13 protein-coding genes are annotated in these 14,239 nt (G+C 55.0%); all 13 read right to left on the reverse strand.

The window, feature by feature from the left end; all coding sequences use genetic code 11:
• Positions 1-172: 172 nt before the first annotated feature.
• The 13 genes from RGB73_RS19695 to RGB73_RS19755 all read right to left on the reverse strand — a co-directional run bounded on the left by RGB73_RS19695 (position 173) and on the right by RGB73_RS19755 (position 14,129).
• Positions 173-1,468 (reverse strand): helix-turn-helix domain-containing protein, encoded by a 1,296-nt coding sequence (locus tag RGB73_RS19695; RefSeq protein WP_310764450.1) that lies wholly within the window; start codon positions 1,466-1,468, stop codon positions 173-175.
• A 213-nt stretch (positions 1,469-1,681) separates the two neighbouring features.
• Positions 1,682-2,419, reverse strand: coding sequence for an oxygen-insensitive NADPH nitroreductase (nfsA, locus tag RGB73_RS19700; protein WP_310764451.1), 738 nt, complete (start codon positions 2,417-2,419; stop codon positions 1,682-1,684).
• Positions 2,416-3,258: a polysaccharide deacetylase family protein gene (locus RGB73_RS19705; RefSeq protein WP_310764452.1), complete on the reverse strand. Its 843-nt coding sequence runs from the start codon at positions 3,256-3,258 to the stop codon at positions 2,416-2,418. The genes nfsA and RGB73_RS19705 overlap by 4 nt, the downstream gene beginning before the upstream one ends.
• Positions 3,259-3,278: 20 nt before the next feature.
• Positions 3,279-4,124, reverse strand: a complete 846-nt coding sequence (locus tag RGB73_RS19710; RefSeq protein WP_310764453.1) for a polysaccharide deacetylase family protein — start codon at positions 4,122-4,124, stop codon at positions 3,279-3,281.
• Positions 4,125-4,146: 22 nt separating this feature from the next.
• Complete coding sequence (locus tag RGB73_RS19715) at positions 4,147-4,869, reverse strand: amino acid ABC transporter ATP-binding protein (RefSeq protein ID WP_310764454.1); 723 nt, start codon at positions 4,867-4,869, stop codon at positions 4,147-4,149.
• Positions 4,862-5,521 (reverse strand): amino acid ABC transporter permease, encoded by a 660-nt coding sequence (locus RGB73_RS19720; RefSeq protein ID WP_310764455.1) that lies wholly within the window; start codon positions 5,519-5,521, stop codon positions 4,862-4,864. Before RGB73_RS19720 ends, RGB73_RS19715 begins: the two co-directional genes overlap by 8 nt.
• An 11-nt stretch (positions 5,522-5,532) precedes the next feature.
• The gene (locus tag RGB73_RS19725) at positions 5,533-6,327 is read right to left on the reverse strand and encodes a transporter substrate-binding domain-containing protein (RefSeq protein WP_310764456.1); all 795 of its coding nucleotides are present in this window, start codon (positions 6,325-6,327) and stop codon (positions 5,533-5,535) included.
• A gap of 66 nt (positions 6,328-6,393) precedes the next feature.
• A complete protein-coding gene (locus tag RGB73_RS19730; RefSeq protein WP_310764457.1) occupies positions 6,394-7,125 on the reverse strand; it encodes an aspartate/glutamate racemase family protein in 732 nt (243 codons plus the stop codon).
• Between the two features lie 37 nt (positions 7,126-7,162).
• Entirely contained in the window at positions 7,163-8,482 is a 1,320-nt protein-coding gene (gene argH / locus RGB73_RS19735; protein WP_310764458.1) for an argininosuccinate lyase, read from the reverse strand.
• A 342-nt stretch (positions 8,483-8,824) separates the two neighbouring features.
• A complete protein-coding gene (locus RGB73_RS19740) occupies positions 8,825-10,102 on the reverse strand; it encodes an APC family permease (RefSeq protein ID WP_310764459.1) in 1,278 nt (425 codons plus the stop codon).
• Between the two features lie 221 nt (positions 10,103-10,323).
• Positions 10,324-11,211 (reverse strand): hypothetical protein, encoded by an 888-nt coding sequence (locus tag RGB73_RS19745; RefSeq protein WP_310764460.1) that lies wholly within the window; start codon positions 11,209-11,211, stop codon positions 10,324-10,326.
• Between the two features lie 139 nt (positions 11,212-11,350).
• Positions 11,351-13,462 carry a GAF domain-containing sensor histidine kinase gene (locus RGB73_RS19750; RefSeq protein WP_310764461.1) on the reverse strand — a complete coding sequence of 704 codons (2,112 nt, stop codon included), beginning with the start codon at positions 13,460-13,462 and terminating at the stop codon, positions 11,351-11,353.
• Between the two features lie 121 nt (positions 13,463-13,583).
• Positions 13,584-14,129, reverse strand: a complete 546-nt coding sequence (locus RGB73_RS19755; protein ID WP_310764462.1) for a hypothetical protein — start codon at positions 14,127-14,129, stop codon at positions 13,584-13,586.
• Positions 14,130-14,239 lie beyond the last annotated feature (110 nt).

Here is a 14,239-nt window from a genome sequence, read left to right on the forward strand (position 1 = left end):
CCGCGAATAAACCGTGACGGGAGCAAAAAAGCTCGTCCCCCTGCGGAGACGAGCCTTCATGCCTGATCTTTTTTCGCTTTTTTTGCCATTGCGGCAACGATCCCGCGACCCGCTTCGATTCGAAACCGATACCAAATCGCTTCGATCGCCAGTCGCACAGGCTTGACGCTGCCTACTCCAAACGGTATATTTTCCCGGGCCGTCCACGAGATGAAGTCGCCTTCTCCCCGACGCAGACCGCCAGCCCTACCTCCGCCAAGCTCGTGATAATGCGCCGGACATTGCGCTCGTCCAGATGGAGCTGAGTAGCCAGCTCCTTTGTGGAAAAAGTGGCCCAGCCCATTTTCCGGACGAATGCGGCAATCTTGTTGTACGTCCGGATGCCCACATTCGCTTTTTTGAGCCGCTCCAGAAACTCCGGATCATCCATGCGGACCGAGTAGGAAAGTTCCTCGTCTTTTCCTGCCGATTCGATGACGGTGCCGTCTTCCTGAACGATCACAATCCCGGATTCGGCTTTTTCTTTCGAGTACTGGATGGCTGAAATCGCATTGACCTCCGCGGAAAAGACCGTTTCCCCAAAGCCGATTCCGACTTCGACCGTCGATTCCGTCTCCAGCGCGAGCTGCTCGACCGTGTTTTTGAGCATGTCCAGCCTGCGCTCGATCGCTCCCCGAGAGCTGAAGATCACGTAGCGGCCGTTTCCCCGCTCCATGAGTGAGCCGTCGATCGTTTCGCAGAGGCGGATCAGCGCCTCCTTCAGCCGCAGCTCGAGGTATTGCAGCCGGTACGGGTTTCTTGCCTTCTCCGCGATTTTGTCAAATTCGTCGATCTCGATGATCTCGACGGCGATTTGTGTATCCTTGAAATAAAAAGCCCGAACCCTTTCCGCCAGGATGCGCAGGGCCTGGTTGATCTCCAATTCGCTGGGGGTAAACCAATAGGCCGGTACACCCGCCTCTTTCAGCTGGAGATAGACGCCTTCGAAGCAGGTGATGGCGGCGTCCGTCTTGCCCTCGCGCCACAGCTGCAGGTGAAAGTCTAGCAGGTCATCCGGATTCGTATCGATATCGTATGTCTTCACATAAAGGTCTTTGGCTGCGAAATCCAGCTGTCCGAGCGCGACCTCCAGCTGCGACTCGTACAGCTCGTCGATGCTTACGCGCTCGATGAATTTCCCCTGATGATACGCCATTAGCAGAAAGCAGCGGTACAGGCTGGACTCGGTATGCTGGATGTGCACGAGGTTTTCGTCCGTATGCAGGACATCCTCCGCGATCAAATAAGGCAGTTTTCCGGAAAAGAGCCACATGTCGACCTGGTCGTCGTTCTCTTGCACGATGCGGCGTGTCTCCTGAAATTCATGGTACGGCAAAGGAATAAATCGCATGATCGGTTCAAATTCCGCTGCCAGCCCCAGTATCCTGTCTACCGAAGTCTTTGGCCCAACAACACCAATTTGATACATATCGAAACCCCTTCGTGCCTATTTATTCATCGTTTCGTATTTTTCCATTATTCGTATATAATATCGCACTTATGGGATGAGCGTATATATCTAGGCGAAAACTTTTGGCTGCTCAAACTTTTTGGCCAAGTCCCGAATCCGCCGAGAAGCTACCTCGGCGATGAAAAAAAGAGCTCCGCTAATGGCAGCCATTATCAGAACTCTTTTTAGTCCTTATTTCCTTAGAAGCCCTTGGTTTTCTACGTAGTTTTTGATGTTGGCCCGTCTGGCTCGATTGAAGTACTCCGCCATTTGCTTCGTCCAGCCATCTGTCTGTTTGCCGTTGGTGCGCCTGCGGTAGTAGTCTGCGGAGATCGCCTCATACTCCTCCAGCCCGGACAGCATGTCCTCCGTGCGATAAGCATCCTCATGCACCACCACTCGCTGCGGCAATCTCGGTTTTTGCAGCGGTTCTTCCGCAGGATATCCCAGACACATCCCCATGATCGGCATGGTGTAGCGAGGCAGGTCCAGCAGTTCGCTGACCGCTTCGGGATTGTCGCGTATGCCGCCGATCATGACTCCGCCCAGACCGAACGATCTGGCTGCGATCATCACGTTTTGCGCAGCGAGGGCTGTATCTACTGCGCCTACCAGCAAATCCTCCGGCTGGCCGAGCGTAAACGAGGTGGCGTGCATCTCGCACGTCAGCTGCAACCGATAGAAGTCCGCGCAAAACACCAAAAACACGGGACTGGTAGCGATAAACGCTTGCGAGCAAAGCTCCGCCAAACGCTTTTGGATCGCTTTGTCCTTTACATGAACGATGCTGTAAGCCTGCACGTTGTGAGAAGTAGGCGCCCATTGGGCCGATGCGAACAATGCTTCGAGAATTTCCCGCGAAACAGGCTCGTTGGTATACTTCCGGATGGACCTGTGGCTTTGGATCAGCCTCGTCGTCTCGTTCGTCATTTCTGTTGCCCCCGCATGGTAAACTCCGCCATCTGACGCGCCGTACAAATCCATACATCGTCCCTCTGGCGAATGTAGGCGAACAGCTTCTCCAGCAGTCCGATCCGTCCCGGAGTGCCGATCGTCTGCGGGTCAAACTGCGTGACGTAATGCAAGCCGTACTCGTAAAAACCGTCGAACTCCCGTTTCCAGGCGCTGAGGACTTGCGTGTAGTTCGCGATCCTGCCCTGTCCTGCTGGAAAAGCCGGGGTGTAGTTGAAAGCAAAGTACGGGAAGTCGTTTAACTCCCAATGCAGCGGGAGCTCGACCAGTGGCGGCCGTTGCCCGGAAAACGCATGAATATACGGACGGTCGTCTCCGAACAGAGAGCTCGAATAAAGAAAGCCGAAATCCGCTAAAAGCTCCAGCGTCTCTTGGGTCATCTCTCCCTCCGGCGCGCGAAAGCCGACCGGGCGAGTGCCTGTGATCTCTTCCAGCACGTCCATGCCCCTCACGATCTCCTCACGCTGCCGATCCACGGAAAGATGTCCGAAGTTTTCATGCGTATAGCCGTGGTGAGCGATTTCATGGCCCCTCTTCACGATTTCCCGCACCTGCTCCGGATAGGTCTGTGCTGTTCGGCCAGGGATGAAAAAAGTGGCCGTGATCCCGTATTCGTCCAGCGCGTTCAAGACTCTCTGAAGCCCGCGATTCGGACCGTATTGCCCCATCGACAAGGTTTTCGGACGGTGGATGCTATCCGGAAACATGCTGAGCCAAAAAAATTCCGCATCCAGATTGATGGTCACCGTCACGGCGCACTTGGCACGATTGGGCCAAACGATATGGTTGTCAGGCATGCTGTCCCCTCCTTCTCCTCCTAATACTTCTCTCTCCACCATTCGGCGATCTGCTCCCCGGTGGCAAACCATACGTCCGGATGGGACTTGATGTGCTGAATCAATTGTTCCAGCATCAGGATCCGGCCCGGCTTCCCGATGATTTGCGGGTGCATCATGAGCACGTAGCACAAGCCGTATCGGTAGTAGCCGTCGAATTCCTGCTTGAAGTTGTCCAGCACGTACTCATGGCTGCTGATCCGGTCTTGGCCGGCAGGTTCGGCCGGGTACAGGTTGTAGCCGAATTGCACGTAATCGTCCAGCTCCCATCTTGGCGGAATCTCGATGAAATCGGATTCCTCGCCATTCAGCACGGTGCGATACGGACGGTCATCCCCGCGCATGGAGCTGGAGTAGAGGAAGCCCGCGTCGTGCAAGAGCTGCGGAGTCTGCTTGGCCCAGTCACCCGAAGGCGTCCGAAAGCCTCTCGCTTCTTTTCCGACCATTCGTTTGAAGATGTCTTGGCTGCGCTGGATGATGTCGAGCTGCTCTTCGGAGGACAGATCGACAAACCTTTCGTGAAGGTAGCCGTGATGCCCCAATTCGTGACCCTCCTTCGCAATCGCGACAAAAGGCTCCGGGTATGTTTCCGCCACCCATGCCGGGACAAAAAACGTAGCGGGAAGGTCGTATTTGCGCAGTAGCTCCAGAATTCGCGGCACGGAGCGCAGCGGCCCGTACTGCCCGATGGACAGGGAACGAATAAACTGGGAGCCTCCTTCTATATGCTTGTTTCCATTTGCCCAAATCGTTTCCGCATCCATATCGAAACTCAACATGACAGCACATCTGGCGCCGTTCGGCCATTGCAAACGCGGTTCGCTCACGTTCGTGGCACCTCCTTGTTGGTTAAATCATTTTTTCCAGGAACTGTTTGGCACGCTCCGACTTCGGATTTTGGAAAAACTCGGAAGGCGAAGCGTCCTCCACCAGTCTTCCGCCGTCCAAAAAGCAGATGCGGTCCGCTACTTCCCGCGCGAACGCCATCTCGTGCGTGACGAGCGCCATGGTGATCCCGGTATGGGCCAGCGCTTGAATTACCTGCAGCACTTCTTTGACCATTTCCGGATCCAGCGCCGAGGTCGGTTCGTCAAACAACATGACTTCCGGTTCCATCGCCAAAGCGCGGGCGATCGCCACCCGTTGCTTTTGGCCGCCGGACAGTTTTCCCGGGAACACATCCTGTTTGTCTTTCAGTCCAACCCGGGTGAGCAGTTCGATCCCCTTCTGCTCGGCCTGCTCTTTGCTCATGCCTTTCACCTTCATCGGCGCGTAGGTCATATTTTGCATAACCGTCATATGGGGGAACAGATTGAAGTGTTGAAACACCATCCCGATGTTTTGCCGCACCGCCATCAGGTTGGTCTTCGGGCTGGTGATGTCCTGGCCCTTGATCATGACAGACCCGCTCGTCGGCGTTTCCAGCAAGTTCATGCAGCGAAGCAGCGTCGATTTCCCCGATCCGGACGGGCCGATAATCGCCACGACGTCTCCCTTGCCGATTTCAAGGGAAATGTCACGGAGGACTTCCAGTTGTCCAAAACGTTTTGAGAGGCCCTCTATTTTAATCACTTCTGCGCACTCTCCTTTCCAGTTGCCGCGCGATGGAAGTCAGGATCATGACGAGAACGTAGTAGATCGCCGCCGCCAGGATCAGCGGTTCAAACGCCAGATACGTCTCGTTTTGAATCACTTGCGCCCCTCTCAAAATATCCATGACGCCGATGGTCGCCACCAGTGTCGAATCTTTCAAAAGCCCAATGCTTTCGTTCACAAGCGCAGGCAAAATGTGTTTCAATGCCTGCGGAAAAATAATGTCGAGCATCATTCGGCGGTACGGAACGCCGAGAGACATCGCCGCTTCCCGTTGCCCTTTATCCACGGCGAGGATCCCGCCGCGGATGACTTCGGAGATATAGGCTGCAGAGTTCAAGCCAAATGTGAGAACGGCCGCCTCCAGGGCGGGAATGCTGTACCCCGTCAACTGCGGCGTCGCGAAGTACACGAGAAACAGCTGCACCAGCAAAGGCGTGCCCCGAAAAACGGACGTGTAGGCGATTCCGAACCAGGCGAGCGGCTTGATTCTGGAGATCTTGAAAAGCGAGAGAATGGTCCCCCAAATAAAACCCGCAATGGCAGAAAGCACGGTAAATTTCAACGTGACCAGTACTCCGTTCAAGAGGAACGGAATACTGGGAATAATTTGCTCAAATTGCAGATTCATGGCTGACTCCTTTATTGTTGGTTGAATTCTTTACCGAGCCATTTCTCAATCAGCTTGTCCAATTCGCCGTTTTCTTTCATTTTCTTCAGTTCTTTGTTAAACGGCTCTACCCACTTGGAGCCTTTCGGGAATGCGAACGCGAAGGTGTCGTCGGTAGCCGGCAGCAGGTGCATTTCCAGTTCCGGATACTTCTTCAGGAAGACGGCTGCCTGGGAGCCGTCGATAAATGCCGCATCTACACGCTTGTTGTTCAGCTCCTGAATGACGGCCGTGCTGTTGTCCAGACTGACGACATTGGCACCCTGGATGGCTTTGGCGTCTTTTTCATACGTCGTGCCGAATACGACAGCGATCTTTTTGCCACCGAGCTGATCCAGAGCGGAGAAGTTCGAGCCCTTGGGCGCCAGGATCGCATTGCGCGGGGAGAAGTATGAGTCGGAGAAGTCGACGTTTTTCTTCCGTTCCTCTGTCGGAGACATGGCAGACACGGCGACGTCGGCACGTCCATCCATCAAGGAGCCGATCAAGCCGGAGAAGGCGATATCATTAATGGTCATGGTGACACCCAGATTGCTGGCAATTTGGTTCGCGATGTCAATGTCCAGACCGACGTACTTTTTCTCTCCGCTGGAGGTGTCTACGGATTCGAATGGCGGGAAGGTCGCATTGGTCACAACGACCAGCTCCTTGTCCGATTTCTTGCCATCCGCTTGCGGACTTGCCTGCTGGGAACTTCCACAGCCCGCCAGCATGGCTACAGACAGTACGGCAGTCAACAACACACCTGCAAATGCTTTCTTTTTCATGATGAACAACTCCCTTTTTATAATGAAAAATGAGATACCTGATAGAAGGCTTGCACCAAACCCAGATCAGAGCTCTCCGCTGCTCCAGCTCCGATGCCGGAGCGGCGGTGACGGATAGGCGATGCGGCTGTGCGACAAGCGCTGGGCGTGAAGCAGCTCGGCCATGTTGATGGCGGCAAAAGCCGGATCGACGACGGGCGCGCCCGTGAGTTCGGAAACTTCCCGGCCCATCCCCGCAAAGCTGAGGCAGCCCAAAACAAGCACGTGCGCACGGTCTTTTTCGATACAGTCGCGTCCCGCTTCCGCAAGCAGTCGAATCGTATCCGGAATGTCGTGGCGCGGGTCGTCGGTTGGAAGCTCGATACTCCGTACGGAAGCGAGCCTGCTGGGGTCCACTCCCGAATAGCGAACCGATTCTTCTTTTTCGGGCATCCTCTTGTGCGAGGTGGTCAGCAGGGAAAAGCGATAGCCCAGCATGCCCGCTACGAGCATGGACGCTTGACCTCCTCCGATCACGGGGATTCGGACGACTTCCCGGCACGCCACCATCGCCGGGTCGCTCAGGCAATAGAGAACCACTGCATCATAGCCGTCTTGTTCGGCTTGCTTCGCACGCTTCACAATTTCGGCTCCCGCGAGAACGACGTCCAGTGCGGAGTCGATGGCCACGTGCGTGTCGGTCAGGCAGTCCATGGAGATGACCGTATCCGGCTTCGCAACCGCCTGCAGCATCCGCTCGCGGCTTCGCAAGGTCTCGTCGGACATGCCGAAGTCCGGGTTAATCACCTTGATACGCATTAAAATCCCTCCCCGGTTTTCCGATCTGTCTGTTTGCCTACTGCTTTAGAGCGACTTTCGTACCTTTGTTCAAAATATTGTGATAGTCAATATACTCATAAAGATCTTGATCGATCTTCTCTTCAAACGACTGCAACTCTTCCAGCGAAAGGTCTTCGATTCCCTTGTGATGATCCTCGCAGTAGATGACGATGGATCCGACGATGCTGTGGGCGTCCCGGAATGCGACTCCCTTTTTCACCAGGTAATCGGCAAGCTCGGTTGCGTTCAGGAAGCCCTTTTTCACGGCGGACTCCATGTTTTTGTGCAACACTTTCATCGAGGCGATCATCTTGGCCATGATTTGCAGGCACGCGATCGTCGTATCCAGTGCGTTAAAGAACGCCTCCTTGTCCTCCTGCATGTCCTTGTTGTACGCCAGAGGCAAGCCTTTCATCGTCGTGAGCAGAGAAACCAGCGAGCCGTAGACGCGTCCCGATTTGCCGCGGATCAGCTCGGCTGCATCCGGGTTTTTCTTTTGCGGCATGATGCTGCTCCCTGTGGCGTACGCATCGTCGATTTCGATGAATTTGAATTCCTGGCTGCTCCACAAAATCAGTTCCTCGCTCAGCCTGCTCAGGTGCATCATGATGATCGAGAAATCGGCCATCAGCTCCAGCAAGTAATCCCGATCGCTGACCCCGTCGATGAAGTTGTCTACCGGTTTGGCGAAGTTCAGCTCGCGGGCCGTGATCTCCCTGTCGATCAGATGGGTCGTGCCGGCCAGCGCGCCGCAGCCAAGCGGGCTTTCATCCAATATTTCCATCGCGTTTCGAATCCGTTTCTTATCCCGCTCCAGCATTTGCGCATACGCCAGCAGATGGTGCTTCATCGTCACGACTTGCGCCCGCTGCAGATGGGTATAGCCTGGCATGATCGAAGGATTTTCTTCCGCCTTGGTTTTCAGGCTCTCCTGCAGTTCCTCTACCGCTGCCAGCACGTCACTCGCTTTTCGCCTCGCATACAGGCGGATGTCTACGGCGACCTGGTCGTTTCTGCTCCGGGCCGTATGTAGTTTTTTGCCAGTGTCTCCGATGCGCTGGATCAGATGGCTCTCCACGAAGCTGTGGATGTCTTCGTACTCGCCTTCCAACGCCAGCGCGCCGCTTTCGATGTCTTGCAGAATGGACAAGAGTCCCTCGCGTATTTTCTCCCCTTCTTCCCGGGTCAGAATGGAACATTGCGTCAGCATGTTGACATGGGCCACGCTGCCGGAAATATCTTCGAGATACATGCGCCTGTCGACGTGCAGGGAACTGTTGAAATCCTCCATGAGTTTGTTTTCTTCCTTGCGAAAGCGCCCTCCCCATAGCTTCATTGCCGAAACTCCTCCTCAAATTCCTGCCAAATAAACAGCCAAATGCACAATCGTTAATATAAGGGTTATTTAAGGGTATTGACCCTATAAAACATCATACTCACTCGCTATCAACATTTCAATCATTTTCTATTTTCAGACTGATTAAAAAATATGCAGGAAAATGTGCATGAACGCCTAACAAACCAGCATTCTCTCCACATGATGTTCCACGGATTTTCATGATCAGAATTTTTTTCGGGTTTATTTTTATGCAATAAAATGAAAAACAACCGCATAAACGGCCATAAAAAAAACTCGCACCCTTCCATCGGGCACAAGTTTTTTCGTCCGGTTTCACCGTCAGCCTTTCGATCGTTTCCTCTGCTTGCTCCATTCCCAGACGCGCAGGAACAACAGAATCGCCACCGGATACAGGCCGGACCAACCGAGAAACGGATACAGTCCCAACGAGACGACCAGCGATATCCAGGCGCACAGTTTGCCCAGGCGCGAATCCCTCAGCAAGCGAACTGCGGCACAGCAACCGCCGATGTACGTGGCAAAAAAAGTGGCATTCGGCAGTTGGATCAGCTGGGAGAACGAGATCATCCCACTGGCGAGCACGTAAAACACGATGGCAAAAGCTAGTGCGATAAAGGCGAGTCCCCCAACGGGTGTCCGGTACTTCGGATGCAGGATCCCGAACCATTTCGGTGCGATCCCTTCCTGGGCCAAAGCGTAGGCGATTCGGGAAGCGGCGCTGACGTAGGCGTTGGCCGAAGCGATACAGATGAAGAGGGCTGTCACTGCCACGATCCAGCCGCCGACCGGCCCTAGGGACAGCCCTACCATGACGCTCAGAGACGCTGCCGACAACTGATTGCCGTAGCTGTGCGTCCCGACGGTCAGAAAGGCTACGCCGAAGTAGAGCAGCGCTACCGCCCCGGCGCTCCACAAAACTCCCCGGATCGCGTTTTTCTGCGGATCGACGAATTCCTGCGACAAATGCGTGACCGCCTCCCAGCCGATGAAGCACCAGAACAGCAGCGCAGCCGACTGCATCACGCTGTACCAGCCGTGTGGCAAAAACGGGGTGAGGTGCACCGGGTCGTAATGCGGGATAGCTGTGCAGATCGCGAGCAACAGAATGGCGATGATGAGGGATACGACGATCGTCTGCACTTTGCCTGCCAGCTGCAAGCCGAACACATTCATCCCCAGCACGACGAAAAAGATCAGAGCCGCCACCGCGTAGGTCTGGACGTCTCCCCAATTCAACAGAATCGCCACATACTTGGCGCCGGTCACGGCCAGGATCGGACCCCCGATCGGTACCGCCAACAGAAAAAACCAGCCGACCGCGTTTCCGAAGCGATCCCCGAACGCAAGCCGCACGAAATGGGAAACGCCGCCCGAATGAGGATGCCTTGCAGATAAAAGCCCCATCGTGATGGCCATCGGGACGACCAGCACGGACATGACCGCCCACGCCACGATCGAGGCAGGTCCTGCCATTTCCGCAGCCAGACCGGGGATGAGCAGAATTCCGGAGCCCACTACCGCTCCGATGTAGAGCGCGACGATTTGCGGCAAAGACAGCGTCTCTTGAAAAACCGAATGGACAGATGCTTGTTTCATGGTTTCCCCCGCTTCTTTTCGAATCTCGAACGTCCCCTTTTGATGTGGGGCGGTTTTTCTTCATCATTTCTCCTATCTCTAATCATAGAAAAAAACTGCCCCTCTTGAAGGTGCAGTTTTTTTGATTTCTACCGGGTCAATTTTCCGTGAAGACATCTGGAACCGCTCCAGCTTAAACGCCGTTGGACGTGCATCGTCCGCTTGTGTCTTTTTATCTGCCGCTACTCCTTCAATGCCTTCCAATGTTCATACGAGTGCACGGCAACTCCTCCGTAGGATGGATGATTCCCCACCAATGCCGGGAGCTTGGCCACCTCCTGGTTCAACTGCTGCAGGCCCTCCTCGTAGAACGACACGAAGTCCCCTTCGCTGCTCTGCTTGGTTTCAACGCCGAGATAGATGGTTTTCCCAAGTCCGTCTCCCCAGCCCAGCTCTTCCGCAGCGAGTGACGTGATGCTGTTCGGGCCCTCCGCCCGGTCTCGGTAGGACATGATTGCGACCTGGTCGTGCTTTCCGATGAGCCATTCGCCGAGTGCAGTACTCGGCGAGTCCGGCAGTGCCAGCTTATCCAGCCAAAAAGGAATGTCGCAGCCGATTTCCAGGCCCGGTTTTTGCCGCGCCAGGTCGGTGTAGGCCTCTACATTCTGCATCCATTGCCGAATGACAGCCGGTTGATCGGCTTTCCATTCCGGCAGCAGGTATGGTTCGATATCGAGATGGATCCCGGTGAACTTTTCGTCCGAGGCCGCGAGCTGATTGTAGGCATGGACCCAATTTACCAGGGCCAAGACGTTCTGCCGCTTGTCCGCAAGCCCCCAAGCGGGACTGCCGCCAAGCGCATGGACGTCCACGCCCCCCAGCCGGGCTTCCCGTATGAACGTCTGATAGGTTGACAGTGGTTGTTTCGTGTCGATCTGCAAATAGAGCAGGCTTACCCCCTGTTCCTTCAAAAAGGAGAGAATCTGTGCGGGCTCAGATGCGATGAGAGACGTGTTCCACAGCCACGTCGCCTTTCGCTTTTCTCCTTCAGGCGAGGAGAACCCGGTCAATGCGACGAACATGAAGAACAGACACACGCACGCGATGATCATCCGTGATGCAGCTTTCACTTTGCTTCCCCCACAGCTGCCGGCCAAGGATACTCCGCCGCCGGCACCGATATTTTTTCCTTTTTGTCATATCGGTTTTTTTTCTCCCTTTCTGAAGGGCGGGATGGGAAACTTTGCAGGCATTTGCGACTTTTTTCTCTCAGATCGGCAAGGTGGTTGTCACTCGGGTCCCCCCGGTCTCCAGGTGTTCAAAGAAGCAGTGTCCCCCGAGCTCGGCCGCTCGTTCGCGAATGGACATAAGTCCGAGCCCTCCCTTTTCTGATGGCTTGGGCCGTGGGTGGATGCCAATGCCATTGTCCGTCACCTCCAGAACCAGCTGGCCGGAAGGGGAAATGTGGATTCGCACGGTGCAAGCGGTGGCATTTGCGTGGCGTACCACATTCACCAACAGCTCGGTGACGATGCGATAGGCTGCCACCTCGACAGCGGCAGGCAGGGGCGGAAGGCGATCCGGCGCTTGCAAGGCGATTCGCAGCCCTGCCTCCTCGCTTGCGGAGGGGAGATGGCGAGTGGACTTGTCGAGCACTGTGATCCGCTCGCGTACAGCCCCGATCAATCCCAATTCGTCCAAGGTAGGCGGGCGCAGATCGTGAACCAATGAACGAATCTCGTCGACAGTAGAACGGATGACGTTTCTCAGCTCGACCATCAACTCTTTGGCGGTCTCGGGGTTGTGCACGACGTGTTTTTCGGCGGCGGCGGCATTCAGCGCGAGCGCGGCCAAACGAGGTGCGAGGTCATCATGCAGGTTGTGGCGAATGTGCCTGCGCTCTTCCTCGCGCGCCAACACGAGTTTTTCACGGGATTCCTGCAAGGCGTCCGCCAACAGCTTCATCCCGATGGTCATATTCACGTTTTGGATGATCGGCCCCGATTGTGTGAGCAGAACATCGAGCAGCCTGTAGTCAGCTGCCGTGAACGGCTCGCCTGGCGAACGATTGGCCACGAGCAGCGTCCCCAGCTCCTCGCCCCGATGAATGATGGGAAACGACAGCATTTCTTCCGCGCGCTCCCCGGAGGAGGCCACCAGCGTGCTTTGGCCGTTGACGGAAATCGAGATGCCGGTATACGGCAGGCGGAGCGATTCCTTGATGGTCGTGACGACGACTTCCAGCATGGCTTCAGGGGAGAGCGGTTTGACCAATTGGTTCCCGAGCTCCGCAAGTACAGCATACGGGTCATCGTGCCTCCCTTTCATTATGCGATTGACGAGCCGCTGCAGCCGTTCCTTCAACGGAGCGAACAGCACGGCGACCACGGACGTGGCAAGCAGGGAAATCACGACGTTGTCTTTTGTTTGGAACAAGCGGCTGAGGTACAGGACGGATAAAATATAGACCGCGACCACAAAAACGGACAGAGCGACATACACCAGCGTTCGTTTGACCAGCGGATCGATATCCCACAGGCGTAGCCGGACGATCGCGAACGTCAAGGTCAGCGGAATGATCAGGAGAAACAGCTCCAGGACCCCGTTCAGGTAAATATAGGCGACGGCGCCCCATTGAAACAGCGTGGGTTCAAACAAAAAACTGATGCCGATGAAGCCGCCCAGCCCGCACGACATGCCGAATACGATCCATTTGGTCTGCTGACGCTGCAAAGGGAGCGACACTTTCCGGTACCGGTAAATCTGGGTACCTACCAGCATGAGAACGATTGCGAGCAGCCAGACCCCCTTCGCGAGACTCGGCCATGATGTGAAAGTGAGGGCGGTATTCGGAAACAGGCCGCTATACAGGTACACCAGACAGATCAGGAGCAAGACTTTTGATGTCCAGGCTGGGACGAACTTCCCATCGGGAAAGAGGAGAAAGAATGTGAACAAGGTAATCCACCCGATCATGCCCACGAGGTCGAACCACAGCCATAAGGCTGGAGTTGGCTCCGAGGCGGCCCAAACGAGCGAAGGGAATGTGGTTCCGAAAGACACCAGCATCAATGAGGCGAGAAGGCCGAGCGGTTCGCGGAAACATTTCCACAAAATAATCAGGGCTGCGAGGTAAAACAATAGCGTGAAAGAGGCATCGATCACGGTGAAAACCAGGGCGTAGCTTTCGACAGTCAAGTGCTCCTGCTGCAGCACCGCGAGCGGCATTGGCGGAGCAGGCGCCACCTTGCAGGCGGACAAAATGCACGGGTCGACCAACCGTTCATAATAGCGGGGAATGCTGACGAGAAAACTGGAACCCACTGCAAGGTTGAATAGGATTACCATCATTTGAATCGGCAAAAGCCTGCGAACATTCATCCGAAATATCCCCTTTGCGGTATGGCAATACGTGGATTCCATCATTATAGCAACGGCGAAAAAGCTTGAATACACCCCGTGAATACGTTCCCGCACGATTCCCGGAAGTGCGATTCACTCTTTACGATGCGGCTGTGATTTTGTTTGCAAATTTGCCGGTCCAGATGACATAGCCCATCCCGACATAAGACAATCCCCAGAAAAAGGCAAACCATTCGTCCAGAACCAATGTGCACATCATGAGGACATGCAGGGCGACGATCCAACGCGGGTATACCCGCGCCCGAAACGTCACGATCGCAAAGAGCAGCGTGCCAAGCATGGTTCCGACCATACTAATCAGGCGTGTAACCACGACAAAAACACCTGGATCTTCCGGTGCGAGACTGCCTAGCGCAAATACGCTCCATACCATGCTCGTGATGATTATATTGCCTATGATGATCAAGAGCGTCGCCCCAAAACCCACAATGCCTGTTTCCCGCGATTGCACCAGATACGTCCCGATCGTTCCCACGGACATCAATACGCAAGCGATAAAACCAAAGGTTAGCTCTTGCGGGCTGTCCGAGCCCCAGATCAAGGCGCACGGGGTCATCCCCATCCGGGCGAGCCCTGCCAGCAAACAAATCATGCCTAACCATTTCACAACCGTTCTCCATTCCATAAAAAACCCTCCATCTGTACGATTGATTTCTTTCTGAAGCAATCGTAGCAAGTGGAGTTTCCCGCCGTGCAGAGCAATGGCTGCCTTCTTTTCAGGGAAGCTGCTCGGGA

This window comes from Brevibacillus brevis (genome assembly GCF_031583145.1).
GTDB classification, from domain to species: domain Bacteria; phylum Bacillota; class Bacilli; order Brevibacillales; family Brevibacillaceae; genus Brevibacillus; species Brevibacillus brevis_E.

Coding starts and splice junctions, on each gene's coding strand:
- RGB73_RS19695 (WP_310764450.1), bottom strand. CDS start 1,468: ATGTATCAAATTGGTGTTGTTGGGCCAAAGACTTCGGTAGACAGGATA.
- nfsA (WP_310764451.1), bottom strand. CDS start 2,419: ATGACGAACGAGACGACGAGGCTGATCCAAAGCCACAGGTCCATCCGG.
- RGB73_RS19705 (WP_310764452.1), bottom strand. CDS start 3,258: ATGCCTGACAACCATATCGTTTGGCCCAATCGTGCCAAGTGCGCCGTG.
- RGB73_RS19720 (WP_310764455.1), bottom strand. CDS start 5,521: ATGAATCTGCAATTTGAGCAAATTATTCCCAGTATTCCGTTCCTCTTG.
- RGB73_RS19725 (WP_310764456.1), bottom strand. CDS start 6,327: ATGAAAAAGAAAGCATTTGCAGGTGTGTTGTTGACTGCCGTACTGTCT.
- RGB73_RS19730 (WP_310764457.1), bottom strand. CDS start 7,125: ATGCGTATCAAGGTGATTAACCCGGACTTCGGCATGTCCGACGAGACC.
- argH (WP_310764458.1), bottom strand. CDS start 8,482: ATGAAGCTATGGGGAGGGCGCTTTCGCAAGGAAGAAAACAAACTCATG.
- RGB73_RS19740 (WP_310764459.1), bottom strand. CDS start 10,102: ATGAAACAAGCATCTGTCCATTCGGTTTTTCAAGAGACGCTGTCTTTG.
- RGB73_RS19750 (WP_310764461.1), bottom strand. CDS start 13,462: ATGAATGTTCGCAGGCTTTTGCCGATTCAAATGATGGTAATCCTATTC.
- RGB73_RS19755 (WP_310764462.1), bottom strand. CDS start 14,129: ATGGAATGGAGAACGGTTGTGAAATGGTTAGGCATGATTTGTTTGCTG.